Annotated in this window: 8 protein-coding genes; 4 read left to right on the top strand and 4 right to left on the bottom strand. The window is 62.6% G+C overall.

Annotation, left to right across the window (positions count from 1 at the left end):
- Window positions 1–413: 413 nt before the first annotated feature.
- A complete protein-coding gene (locus NW826_RS02135; protein WP_414509323.1) occupies window positions 414–2957 on the top strand; it encodes a DNA gyrase/topoisomerase IV subunit A in 2544 nt (847 codons plus the stop codon).
- A 36-nt stretch (window positions 2958–2993) separates the two neighbouring features.
- Here the strand turns inward: NW826_RS02135 and NW826_RS02130 are convergent, their stop codons facing one another.
- The gene (locus NW826_RS02130) at window positions 2994–3575 is read right to left on the bottom strand and encodes a hypothetical protein (RefSeq protein ID WP_414509322.1); all 582 of its coding nucleotides are present in this window, start codon (window positions 3573–3575) and stop codon (window positions 2994–2996) included.
- 218 nt (window positions 3576–3793) lie between these two features.
- Here NW826_RS02130 and NW826_RS02125 point away from each other — a divergent pair, with 218 nt between their 5' ends.
- From NW826_RS02125 to NW826_RS02115, 3 genes are all read left to right on the top strand, one after another.
- Window positions 3794–4669, top strand: a complete 876-nt coding sequence (locus NW826_RS02125; RefSeq protein WP_414509321.1) for an SDR family NAD(P)-dependent oxidoreductase — start codon at window positions 3794–3796, stop codon at window positions 4667–4669.
- A gap of 160 nt (window positions 4670–4829) precedes the next feature.
- Window positions 4830–6716, top strand: a complete 1887-nt coding sequence (gene ftsH, locus NW826_RS02120) for an ATP-dependent zinc metalloprotease FtsH (protein ID WP_414509320.1) — start codon at window positions 4830–4832, stop codon at window positions 6714–6716.
- A 119-nt stretch (window positions 6717–6835) separates the two neighbouring features.
- Entirely contained in the window at window positions 6836–7648 is an 813-nt protein-coding gene (locus NW826_RS02115) for a class I SAM-dependent methyltransferase (RefSeq protein ID WP_414334294.1), read from the top strand.
- A gap of 157 nt (window positions 7649–7805) precedes the next feature.
- Here NW826_RS02115 and NW826_RS02110 read toward each other — a convergent pair whose 3' ends face one another.
- The 3 genes from NW826_RS02110 to acsF are packed head-to-tail and all read right to left on the bottom strand — an operon-like array spanning window position 7806 to window position 12391.
- Window positions 7806–9755 (bottom strand): tetratricopeptide repeat protein, encoded by a 1950-nt coding sequence (locus NW826_RS02110; protein WP_414509319.1) that lies wholly within the window; start codon window positions 9753–9755, stop codon window positions 7806–7808.
- Window positions 9756–9770: 15 nt separating this feature from the next.
- Complete coding sequence (locus NW826_RS02105; RefSeq protein ID WP_414509318.1) at window positions 9771–11252, bottom strand: site-2 protease family protein; 1482 nt, start codon at window positions 11250–11252, stop codon at window positions 9771–9773.
- Between the two features lie 47 nt (window positions 11253–11299).
- The gene (acsF, locus tag NW826_RS02100; protein ID WP_414509317.1) at window positions 11300–12391 is read right to left on the bottom strand and encodes a magnesium-protoporphyrin IX monomethyl ester (oxidative) cyclase; all 1092 of its coding nucleotides are present in this window, start codon (window positions 12389–12391) and stop codon (window positions 11300–11302) included.
- Between the last annotated feature and the right edge of the window lie 7 nt (window positions 12392–12398).

The following is a 12398-nucleotide window of genomic DNA, read 5'->3' as shown; positions in this document are numbered from 1 at the left end:
CCCCCCCCCCCTCCCTTCCTTTTTGTCTACTCCTCTGTGGCTCCGGTTGCTCGGCGGGTGGGGGGGGGGGGGTGCTGGGCGCGGAGCGCTTGGGCTGGGAGAGGGGCCGGGGGTGAGGGAGCTGTCTCAAGCTAGCCTGGAACGACTATATCTCGACTAGAAGTGAGAAGAAAAAGCCCAACCAAGTAGCGCCAGATCCTTGCCGAGAATCCTTCCTTTGCCGGCAAAAGTGCAAACTCCGCTAGATTGAAAACCCCAAGCTGACTGGCCGGCCTAGGAGGGACAGAGCTACGCCCATTGATACGCCAACAAACAACGGCTAGCAACAGGCTGGCCTTGAGAATGGGATCCCACCTCGCAAGGGCCAAAGAAACGGCTACAGTAACCTGGAAAGCGTTCCGCTCCGGTTTGCCATGACTCAGCAACTGACTCTCGACGGACTGGGATCTGGATCGGGTAGGGGATCCCGTTCAGGGCGGGTGATCGTTACCGATTTGCAGGGGGAGATGCAACGCTCCTACCTGGAATACGCTATGAGCGTGATCGTGGGGCGGGCCTTGCCGGATGTGCGGGATGGCCTCAAGCCGGTGCATCGCCGCATCCTCTACGCCATGCACGAGCTGGGCCTGACCCCGGATCGCCCCTACCGCAAGTGTGCGCGGGTGGTGGGGGACGTGCTGGGGAAATATCACCCCCACGGGGATCAGGCGGTCTATGACGCGCTGGTGCGCATGGCGCAAGACTTTTCCAGCCGCTACCCCCTGGTGGCGGGGCACGGCAACTTCGGCTCGGTGGACGACGATCCGCCGGCGGCCATGCGCTACACCGAGTGTCGGCTGGCGGAGCTGAGCCACACGGCCCTTCTGCAGGGGATCTCCGAAGAAATTGTGGACTTTATGCCCAATTTCGACGGATCCCAGGCGGAGCCCACCGTTCTACCGGCCCGCCTGCCCATCCTGCTCCTCAACGGCTCTGCCGGCATTGCCGTGGGCATGGCCACCAACATCCCGCCCCACAACCTGGGAGAAGTCGTGGACGGCCTGCTGGCTTTGATCGACCATCCCGATCTCAGCCCTGAAGAGCTGTTGCGCTGGATCCCAGGGCCGGACTTTCCCACCGGCGGCCAAATCGTTGATAGCCAAGGGATCCGCGAGGCCTACCTCAGCGGGCGCGGCTCCATCACCCTGCGGGGAGTGGCCCGCTTTGAGGAGATCCAGCCGGGCAGAGGACGCCACCGCCGGCCCGCCCTGGTTATCACCGAGTTTCCCTACCAGGTGAACAAAGCCGCCTGGCTCGAGAAGGTGGCAGAGTTGGTCGCCCAAGACCGCCTCAGCGGCATTGCCGACTTGCGGGATGAGTCGGATCGCAGCGGCATTCGCGTGGTGGTGGAGCTGAAGCGGGAGGCCAACCCGCAGGCAGTTCTGCAGCAGTTGTACAAGCTCACCCCCCTGCAGAGCACCTTTGGGGTAATCCTGTTGGCCCTGGTGGAGGGAAAACCCCAGCAGCTCAGCTTGAAGCAGATTTTGCAGCACTTTTTGCAATTCCGCGAGGCCACTCTCAACCGGATGTTTCGCGCCGAACTGCAGCGGGTACAGCGCAAAGCGGAAGAGGTGGCGGGGATGGTGCTGGCCCTGGCCGATCTGGAGGGGGTGATCGACCTGCTGCGGCAAGCCCCCGATAGCGCCACGGCCAAAGCCCAACTGCAAACTCGCCTGGGCTGCACCCCCCAACAGGCGGAGACAATCTTGGCCATGCCCCTGCGCCGCCTGACAACCTTGGAGCGGGAGCGCCTCCATCAGGAGCAGGCCGAGCTGCAGGCCCGCATCCTCGAATTGCAGGGGCTGCTGGAAGATCGCCGCAAGCTCTTGAATTACCTGAAAAAAGAGCTGCGCCACTTGAAGAAAACTTTTGCCGACCGGCGCCGTACCCAGATCCTTTCGGAAGCCGAGCTGGAGGCAGAACAGGCCCAGATCCCCAGTGGCAAAGTCGGCGAAGACACCCGCTTCCTGCTGCAACTTACCCGCAAAGGCTACGTGCGCCGCCTGCCTCTGCCTGGGCCTCGCTCCCGCAGCAATCCGGCGCAACGGGAATTGGGAGAAGATGTTCTGGTCGGCCTGGAATGCGTGACCCCAGAGCAGGAAATCTTGGTGCTCACCGCCAGCGGCAAAGCTTTCACCGTGCCCAGCGAAGGGATCCCCCTCAGCACCGGCTCCTCGCGGGGGGTACCTCTGGTCACCCTTCTCCCCAACCCCGAGCCGATCGTTGCCACCTTCCCGTTGGATCCCGTTCGCGTCAGCGGTGCGGAGCACTCTCCCGGCGAGGCCACTTTGGTGGTGCTCAGCCGGCAGGGTCGGATCAAGCGGGTGGCCCTGGCGGAGCTGACGGGCCTTAGCCAACGGGGATCCACCGTCCTGAAACTCAAAGAAGGGGACGAGCTGGGCTGGGCGGCCCTTTGGCATCCCGGCCACCAAGGCTACAGCGTTGTCCTCGCCACCTCCGCCGGGCGGGCGCTGCGGCTGGATGCCGAACAGATCCCCTTGATGGGTCGGGCAGCTATGGGATCCCTAGCCCTACGTTTGGGGCGCACAGAACAGATCGCCGGTATGGCGTTGCTGCCCCCGCAAGGGATCCTGATTTTGGCCAGTCGGTCGGGCTATCTGAAGCGGCTGCCTCTGGGCGAGATACCCATCCTGGAGCAGGGTAAAGTGGGCGTGTCAGCCTTTCACTTCTCCAACAAAGGGGATGGCTTGGTGGGCTTGGTGGGTTTCCCCCCCGATCTGGCGGCGCACCCCCATCTGCAAGTCGATGTGATCACGGAGTCCGAACGGGTACACTCCTTCTCTCCTGAGGAAATTCCCCTGCAAGGCCGGTCCGGCGGCGGCTCCCTGTTGGTCAAGGGGGAGCAGGTTAGGGAGTTGCGCCTGTTTTGGCCCCAGCCGGAGGGCGGGATTGGATAGCTCTGGAGCTTTCGGGGAAGGCAGAAGTCTGGGTTGCTAGGACAGAGAGCCATCCCCAGGCGAGGCAGAATCAGGCGGCTGGGAGCCGGGAGCTGGCGCTTCGGGATGGCGGACAGGCTTGGGAAGGGTGCCGCCCGACTTGAGAACCAGGCAGCGCACGGTTTGGTGCAGTTCCTCCAGCAAAATGCTGATGGCGGAGCGGAAGTCGCGGTGGTCATCCCGCATTTGCTCCAGAATGGCGCGGATGACTTCCTTACAGTCCTTCAGGATGTGCTGCTGCTGGGCGATGATCTGCACCAGTTCGCTTTGTTCCTTGAGCAAATCCCGCAGACAAGAGCGCAGCTCGTCCACCTGGCTTTGCCAAAGGGCCTGCCCCTCCCGCAGCTCCATCACGCTGGTGCGCAAATCGGCAGTGGCATCGCGCAGGGCTTCGCTGTTGCGTCGCTCGGCCTCCAGTTGTCGCTGCTGTTCTTGCTGCTGTTGGCGTAGCTCAGAGTTGGCCTGTAAGTTAGCCTCCGCCACTCTGAGCAATTGAGCCAACCGAGCCTCGGTAACCGCCCAGCGCTCCTCCGGCGACAGAGATCGACCTCGGCCAACTCGCCTGCGGAAGTACTTCACAGTCGCTCCACCCTACACGCAACTCTCTACTTCACACCCCAAGACACCTGCTCAAGAAGAACTCGTCCGTCGAGCCCTACCCTAGCCGTTTTCCGGGTTCATCCAATCATAGCCACAATACCGGGTGCCGAATACGGAAACTCCAAGGGCGGGGTTGCCCCTCTCCAGGGATCCCGGAAATCCTTCTAGGATGGAAAAAGTTTGCAGGAAAGAAAGCCATGCCTTCACTTGCCAATCAGGTGGTGCTGATCACCGGAGCCTCTGCCGGCATTGGAGAGGCCGTTGCCCTGGAAGCGGCCAAACGCGGGGCCCGCTTGGTGCTGGCGGCCCGCCGAGAGGGGCTGCTACAAAACGTCAAGGACTTGGTGGAGAGGCAGGGGACAGAAGCGCTGGTGGTGCCCACCGACATGGCCGATACGGCCCAGGTGGAGGCGCTGGCCCAAAAGGCTCTGGATCGCTTTGGCCGGGTGGACATCCTGGTGAACAACGCCGGCTATGGCCAGATGGGGCCGGTGGAAGAGGTGGATGTGGCGGCGATGCGGCGCCAGTTCGAGGTCAACGTGTTTGGCCTGCACGCCCTCACCCGCGCCCTCTTGCCCCAAATGCGGGAACGAGGCAGCGGCCGCATCCTCAACCTCAGCTCGGTGGCTGGCCAGATGTCGATGCCTTTCAGTGGGGTTTACAACGCCACTAAGTTTGCCGTGGAGGCCCTCAGCGACGCCCTGCGGGTGGAAGTGGCCCCCTTCGGCATCAAGGTTATCTTGATCGAGCCGGGGCCGGTGGTCACTGAGTTTGGCCGCGTGGCAGAAGAAGCCTTTGCTGCTGTTGTCAACCCAAATGGCCCCTACAAGGCGATCTTGGACAAAACTGCCGATCTGGCCAGCTCGTTCAACAAAATGGCCTGGCCGGTGGAGAAGGTGGTGGAGCCGATCCTGAGAGCCATGACGGATCCCCACCCTTCCGACCGCTACACTGCTTTCACCGGCGGCAAGGTGGCGCTGGGGCTGATGCGGCTGCTGCCCGCCGCTCTGGCCGACCAAATGTGGCGGCGGGTCTATGGGCTGGATCGGCTGGGATCCTCCGGCTCGGCCTAGTTGCAGGGGATCATCCCACTCCGGCAGGGATCCCCATCAGCAAGATCTCAAGTTCATTGGAGTTGGAGATCTCATCGAGGCCAGGGCAGGGTTGTGTCTTCCAGGATGGACAGGTTAAGTTTGTTAAAGGACTTTTAATCACCGGGTGTTCCTCTTCCTTATGAACAAGCCTCTATCTGCCCAGCGCTGGTTGATCGCCCTTGTGCTGGGCCTTTGTCTCTGGCAGGGATCTGGTCTGGTTCCTGCCCACGCTGCCCTCGCCTCTGCCCTCACCTACGATCGCTTTTTGCGCTACGTCGAGGAGGGGCGGGTTACCGATGTGCGCCTCACGGACAACAACCTGGTTGCCGAAGTTACAGCTGTCGATCCGCAGACACAGCATTCCACCCGCTACCGAGTGAACCTGCTGCCCAACACCGTGCCGCAACTGGTGGATCGCCTCACCGAGCAGGGGATCGAGGTGGCCGTGGTGCCCACCCGCGACGGCAGCGCCTTCTGGGCGATTTTGGGCAACCTGATCATCCCGGTGCTGCTGTTGGGAGGGCTGTTCTTGTTCCTGCGGCGCGCCGGTGGGGGAGCGGGCGGCCCCGGGCAGGCGATGAACTTCGGCAAGTCGCGGGCCCGCTTCCAGATGGAAGCCAAAACCGGTGTTAAGTTCGACGATGTGGCCGGGATCGAAGAGGCCAAAGAAGAGCTGCAAGAGGTGGTTACCTTTCTGAAGAAGCCGGAGCGCTTCACCGCGGTGGGGGCCAAGATCCCCAAAGGCGTGTTGCTGGTGGGGCCGCCGGGGACGGGTAAAACCCTCTTGGCCAAAGCCATTGCTGGCGAGGCAGGGGTGCCCTTTTTCAGCCTTTCCGGCTCTGAGTTTGTGGAGATGTTTGTCGGGGTGGGGGCCTCTCGCGTGCGGGATCTCTTCAAGAAGGCCAAGGAGAATGCTCCCTGTATCATCTTCATCGACGAGATCGACGCGGTGGGCCGACAGCGGGGGGCCGGCATCGGCGGTGGCAATGACGAACGCGAGCAAACCCTGAACCAGTTGCTCACGGAGATGGACGGCTTTGAGGGCAACACCGGCATCATCGTGATTGCGGCCACCAACCGCCCGGATGTGTTGGATGCGGCTCTCCTGCGTCCGGGGCGGTTTGACCGCCAGGTTACGGTAGATCGGCCCACCTTTAAGGGGCGCTACGAGATCTTGCGCGTGCATGCCCGCAACAAAAAGTTGGCAGAAGAGGTCAGCCTGGAGGCCATTGCCCGCCGCACTCCCGGCTTTGCTGGTGCGGATCTGGCCAACCTGCTCAATGAGGCAGCCATTTTGGCGGCCCGCCGTCAGCGCATGGCCATCACCAACCAAGACATCGACGATGCCATCGACCGCATCACCATCGGCCTGACCAAGCCGCCGCTATTGGACGGCAAGAGCAAGCGCCTGATCGCTTACCACGAGTGCGGCCATGCTCTGCTGATGACGCTGCTGCCCCATGCGGATCCCTTGAACAAGGTGACGATTATTCCTCGTTCCGGCGGCGCGGGTGGCTTTGCCCAGCAACTGCCCAACGAAGAGCAGATCGACTCCGGCATGTACAGCCGCGCTTGGCTGTTGGATCGGGTGGTTGTGGGCTTTGGCGGTCGGGCGGCTGAGGAGATCGTTTTCGGCTACTCGGAAGTGACCACCGGAGCCAGCAACGACCTGCAGCAGAACACGAATCTGGTGCGGCAGATGGTGACCCGCTTTGGCATGTCCGAGCTGGGGCCGCTGATGTTGGATCCGCCCAACAACGAGGTATTCTTGGGCGGCGGCTGGATGAACCGCGTCGAGTACTCCGAGGACGTGGCCGCCAAGATCGACCGCCAGGTGCGGCAGATCCTGGAGAGCTGCTACCAGAAAGCCAAGCAAATTTTGTTGGAACACCGCGTTCTGCTGGATCGCCTGGCCGATACTTTGGTAGAGCGGGAGACGTTGGATGGGGACGAGTTCCGGGCGATTGTCTCAGAGTATGTGCCCATCCCAGAGAAGATCGGCTTGCCCAGTCCAAAGTTGATCTGAGGGATCCTCTCTAGATGGTTGGTCTGGGGTGTTGCATGGATTAACTTGGGAGGGCGGTTGTTGGGGGTTGGGTCCCGGCGGCTGCCCTCTTTGCCTTGCGGGTTGCGTTGGGCTGTCTCATGCTCTCTGCTTTGCCGGTTCACCTCTACCGCTGCCTGAGCTGTGGTCAAGACGGGCTGAACCTGTCACCGGGACGTGAGCCGGGATCCGCGGCGGATCGGGTTTACTGTCCCAGTTGCGGGCAAATTTACCCCATCACCGCCTTTGGAGCGGTGGATTTTTTGGCCACCTTGCCGGACTGGCCGCTCACTCCCGCTCAGGCCATTGCCCATCTGCCCGGGTTTGCCTGGGGCTACGATCGCCTCTGGCGGCCTTGGGCACTGTCGCTGTTGTCGGGAGAGAGCTTCGGCAGCGAGCGGGAAGGCCAATTGCTGGCGGAACTGGTGGGCGAGGCGGATCCCGTCTTGGACTTGGGCACGGCAGGGGGGTACTGGAGCCGCTTGCTCCTGGCCAGGGATCCGCAGCGGACGGTGATCGGCTTGGACAATGCGGCAGGGGTATTGGCCGAGGCAGCCCAACAGGCGCAGCCCCACTGGCAGCGCTACAGCCTGGTGCGGGCCCGAGCCGAACAGCTTCCCCTCGCCTCTGGAACGTTTGGGGCGGTGATCAGCGGCGCCACCCTGAACGAAGTGCCTTTGCATCCCTGTCTGCGGGAAGTTGCCCGTGTTTTGCAACCGGGAGGGGTGTTTGTCTCGATGCACAGCCAGCAGGTGCAGGGATGGGGGCAGATGGTGCAGCGGTGGTTGGAAGCAAGCGGCCTTCGGTTTTTCTCAGAAACCCAGTTGCGTGAGCACTTTCAGCAGGTGGGGTTGCACCTGGAGCGCTATCTCAGCCTGGGTTGGGTGGCCTTTGTGCGGGCGCTGCGCTCCTAACCGGCCATGTAGATCCCTTTCCGCTCTATCCCTTTTTTATAGCAAGCAGTTATGGAATAGCTTGCTGGTTGATCTCTAGCTCCCCTCTCCCACAAAGGAGAGGGGCTGGGGGTGAGGGTGTCTCAATCTTGTTTGAAACGACTGTGATTTCTCACACCTATAGGCTTTGCAACCAGGCTTCCAGGGCGCGGATGGGGGCCGGATCCCGGTAGACGCGCTCCTGGCGGGCTTTTACCTGCTGGCCCATCTGTTCGCGCCAGCGGTCATCCAGGCCCAGCCGCACGGCAATCTGGACATACTCATCTAGGTTAGAGGCGATGGTTGCGTGGATCCCCATCTGCTGCAGGATGGCGTAGGTGTGGCGACCCCGCATCAGGGATCCCGGCAGCGTGACGATGGGCAGGCCGTGGGGCAGGGCTTCCAGGGTGGTGTTGCCGCCAGACCAGCCAATGCTGTCCAGGTAAACATCTCCCAGGGCGTTGTAGGCGGCATATTGGGCGGGGGAGAGTTCCGGCAGCAGCAGCACATAGTCTTCCGCGGCCAGGCCGTAGGCGCGGAAGGCCCGCTGCAGCCGTTGCCAAAAGCGCTGGCGGATCCCTTGGGAGAGGCGGCCCCGCAAAAACAGGAATTGACACCGCCCCACCTCCCGAGCAATGCGGGGGAAGACCTCGTCGTACAGGGGCAGGTACTTAAACAGAGATTGGGCGCAGAGGTAGAGCACCCTATCGGGATCCATACCCCAGGCTGGCCAGTCCACAGGGGCGGGGTCAACGTCCAAAGGGATGTAGTAGGTGCCGATGCCGGGTAGGGGCAGGAGCTGCTCGGTGTAGTGGTCGGCCCCATCCGGCGGCTCCATCAGTTCGCTGCTGATGAAAACGTCCAGCGTCGGCAGGCCAGAGGTTTGCGGATGTCCCCAGGCCATGGCCTGCACAGGGGCCAAACGCAAGGCGGCCAACTGGGCGCAGACCGGGTCAATGCCCACTTCCGGGTAGAGGAGCACGTCCAGTTGCGCCTCTCGAATGATCGCCTGCCACTCCGCCAAGCTGCGGGATCCGGCTATAAACTGCTCAAAACGCGGTGGCAGGGAGCGCGTAATCTCGTCTTGGACGGCCGAGGTGTGGAAGCCGTAGAGGGCCACTTGGGAGCGATCCAAAGCTTCTACCCAGCCGTGGGTCAGGATCTTCCAAACAGAGTGATCCCGGAACAGGCCGGAGACGATGCCCACCCGCAGCCGCCCAGGACGGCGCCGCAGGAGAACGGGGGGCTGGGGGTGGCGGGCCGCCATCACCTCCCCCACCAGGGATCCGTACAGGTGCTGCAGCTCGCGGTCGTTCTGGCCCTGGTAGGGCAAAAAGAAGGGTTGGACGGAGCCAACACCAGCAGCCGCCCGCTCCAGGGTTTTGGGATCCCGCGGCAGTTGTGCCCAGCGGGCCCTGACCTGTTCCAGGGCCTGGCGGTAGCGCTCCCGGGCAACTGGGATCTGCTCAGAGGTGTCGTAGAGCAGGGGCAACTGGCTGACACACCAGCCCAGGGCCGCCGCCAAATCGGCCGGATCGGCTTGCCAGAGGCGGTAGAACAGCTCGGCAGCTTCCTCCTCCCGGCCACAGTCCCGCAGCAGGATGGCCAGCGTATAGGCAGCATCGGCAAAGTCTGGCTGCAACTCCAGAGCCTGCCTCAGCGGCACCAGGGCCGCCTCCAACTCCCCCTGCTGCCGCAGCACCAGTCCCAACTGGTACAGAACTTCCGGATCCGGTCCCCCCTGCTCCAGAGCCTGCTGGAGGTGGGCTTTTGCCTCCCCCAGCCGCCCCGCCTGCTTGAGAACAATGCCCAAATTCAAGTGGGCGTCGGGAAACCGCGGCTGCTGCGCCAAGGCCTGCTGCATCAGGGCAATGGCTTCTTCCAGGGATCCCTGCTGCTGCCGACAGACCCCCAAGAGGTGCAGCGCCTCCGGGTGGGCGGGCTGGGCTTGCAACACCTGTTGGTAGAGGGAGATGGCCTCCTGCAGTTGCCCCGCCTGGTGATGGTGGACAGCCTGAAGCAGCAGGCGCTGCAGGTGCTTCTCTCTATTATCTCGGCTGGGATCAAAGCCCTTTCCCGGCGGCGACATCGAGCTTCCCAGACTTTAGCCGTTGGGGAGGTTGAGGAAGCCCGCCAAGGCCGGGGCAATGGGCAGCAGGGTCATCACCATCAAAAAGAGGGCCAGCAGCGCCAAGGCATCCCGTTGGCCGTCGGTCTCGGTAATCTCATCCTGCGGCGGACGCTCCGGCTCGCGGGCAATAAAGAGAATCAGCAGCGCCCAGTAGAGAGCCAAAACGTTACTGATGGCCGCCACCGCCAGGGCAATCAGGGTAATCACTGTGGCACGTGCCGCCGTCTTGCGCCCGTACACCGCCTGCACGATCCGCCCGCCGTCCAACTGCCCTGCCGGCAAAAGGCTCAAGGCGGTGATGGCCAGGCCAATCCAGCCCACGGCCACGAAGGGGTGAATGGGCACCAGCTCCGCCTGCAACTGGGATCCCAGCACCAGCCGCGCCAGCGTGCCCACCAGTATGGAACTACGGAAGATCTCCGTGGGCACGTATAGGCCACCGGAGCCGGAGAGCTTCAGGCCAACCAGCAGCACCACCAAGGAAAGGAGACCCCCCGCCGCCGGGCCGGCAAAGGCAATGTCAAACAGGGCCTTGCGGTTGGGCACCGGCGACTGGATGCGGTTTAGGGATCCCAGCGTGCCGATCCCCAAACTGGGAATAACAAAAGCTGGGCTGAGGCGTACGCCGTACTTGCCAGCCATCCAGCGGTGTCCGGTCTCGTGCACCAGCAAAATGGCAAAGATCCCCGCCGCCACCGGCAGGGCCTCCACCCAGCGCCCCGGCGCCTCCAACAGCCGGAAGCCCAGCAGGTTGGCCCCCACCTCCAAAGTGGCCAGAAAGCTAGCTATCATCAGGCCCGCGGCCAGGATCTGTGCCCCTATCGAAGCGCGGTAGTTGACGATCTCATCTGGCAAGACCACCACCGCCGGCTTTTCCGAGGCATCCTCCACCAAAAACAGTTGGTAGCGGCCGCCCACTCGTTCCTTCAGCTTTTCTGTCAGCAGGGGCACCACCACCTCTGCCTCGCCGCGCAGGTTGCCCTTGAAGATCGCCCCCTCCCCATAGGGGATGGTCTCGGTGACGAAGAAGGTGTCCAGACCGAAGATGGATTGAATCGCCTGCAAATCTTCCGCAGAGATGCCCCGCAAGACCAAAGGTTGCTCGACAGGCGTCTCCCCAGCCCCTTCCGAGGGGATTTCCTGCCGCTCCTCCATCTGGGCCAACTGCTGCCGCCGCGCCTGCAGCTCCTGCTGGGCCAACTGGCGGGTTTTGCGCCCCACGGCAATGTAGAGCCCCGTGAACACCAGCAATAGCAGCAGGAAGCCAGCAAAGCTGAGGTAAACCCCAAACAGCAGCAGCCCCAGGAAGACCACCCACGGCAAAAGGAGCAGGGATCCCTGGAACCACACCCAGACGGCCAGGGATCCCCGCCGGCGGGCTCGCCAGAACCCCCACCCCAAAAAGGCCAGCGTTCCCAACAAAAAGAGGGGCGTAATCTCGGCGGCGATGTTCATGGCTGACCTACAAGGCTTACCGATACTGAGCTGGAATCAAGAGCCGCTCAAGCAGAAACAGGCGCTTCTTCAAAACGAGGCTCCGGCTGCTCCCACAAGTAAAAGCCAGCTTTGCGCGGTTTGAGCAGGAACAGCCGCAGGAACTGGTAGGCGTTGTTGAGGTAAAGGGGCAGCTTACGCAGGCCCTTGAAGGGGCCAGATCCGCGGGCAATCTCCCTCAACTTGGCGTTGTTGGCCACGCACTTCTGCAGCCGGCGCACAAACTCCGGGTTCTCCACATCCAGCACCACCGGGAAGACCTTGGCCGCCTCGCGGTTGGTCTTGTAGATCACCTCCATGTCGTAGGTATGGGGATCCAGGCCGATGAGACGGTAGAAATCCGGGCGCTCGCCCACGTCGTTGAGGTACATGGTGGCAAACACCGACAGCAGGAAGAAGCGGCACCACAGCTCCGCCACCCATCCCTTGAGCAGCCGCGGCTGGCTCAGGAGCATGAGGGCAAAGAAATCGCCGTGGCGGTTCTCGTCCTGACACCAGTTCTTGAAGAAGTTGAAGATGGGGTAGATGCGGTCTTCGGGGTGAGCTTCGAGGTGGCGGTAGATAAGGATGTAGCGCCAGTAGCCGATCTTCTCGGAGAGATAGGTGGCGTAGAAGATGAAGCGGGGCGCGAAATAGGTGTAGGACTTGTGCTTGGTCAAAAAGCTCAGATCCAAGGCCAAGTTAAAGTCGCCCATGGCGCGGTTGAGGAAGCCGGCGTGGCGGGCCTCGTCGCGGCTCATCAGGGCAAAGCACTCAGCCAAAACCGGGTTGGTCTCCTTCAGCTTGCGAGATAGCTCCTTGTAGAGCAGGAAGCCAGAGAACTCCGCCGTGCAGGAGCGCTCCAAAAACTCCACAAACAGCCGCCGCGCCTCCGGATCGAGCTGGCTTTCCCAATCTTGGTTGAACTCCTCGCCGCGGACAAAGTGGTGGCGGTTGTAGTCGGCGCGAAACTCCTCCAGGATGGCCCGGAAGTCGGCCTCTCGATCGCCTAACCCCATCTTGCCGATGGCCTCGAAGTCGGTGGTGTAGAAGCGCGGTGTCAGGATGGTCTCAGTGGGCACTCGCGCCTGGGTTTGGGCAGCTTGCAAAGTGGAACTCATAGGGGTT

Source organism: Synechococcus sp. OH20 (genome assembly GCF_047502685.1).
Taxonomy (GTDB): Bacteria; Cyanobacteriota; Cyanobacteriia; order Thermostichales; family Thermostichaceae; genus Thermostichus.
The sequence above is the reverse complement of the archived record's forward strand: the minus strand, read 5'-3'. Positions and strand labels throughout refer to the sequence as shown.

Bases quoted from the DNA above. Each gene is read 5' to 3' on its own strand.
- NW826_RS02135 (WP_414509323.1), top strand. From the start codon at position 414: ATGACTCAGCAACTGACTCTCGACGGACTGGGATCTGGATCGGGTAGG.
- NW826_RS02125 (WP_414509321.1), top strand. From the start codon at position 3,794: ATGCCTTCACTTGCCAATCAGGTGGTGCTGATCACCGGAGCCTCTGCC.
- ftsH (WP_414509320.1), top strand. From the start codon at position 4,830: ATGAACAAGCCTCTATCTGCCCAGCGCTGGTTGATCGCCCTTGTGCTG.
- NW826_RS02115 (WP_414334294.1), top strand. From the start codon at position 6,836: ATGCTCTCTGCTTTGCCGGTTCACCTCTACCGCTGCCTGAGCTGTGGT.
- NW826_RS02110 (WP_414509319.1), bottom strand. From the start codon at position 9,755: ATGTCGCCGCCGGGAAAGGGCTTTGATCCCAGCCGAGATAATAGAGAG.
- NW826_RS02105 (WP_414509318.1), bottom strand. From the start codon at position 11,252: ATGAACATCGCCGCCGAGATTACGCCCCTCTTTTTGTTGGGAACGCTG.
- acsF (WP_414509317.1), bottom strand. From the start codon at position 12,391: ATGAGTTCCACTTTGCAAGCTGCCCAAACCCAGGCGCGAGTGCCCACT.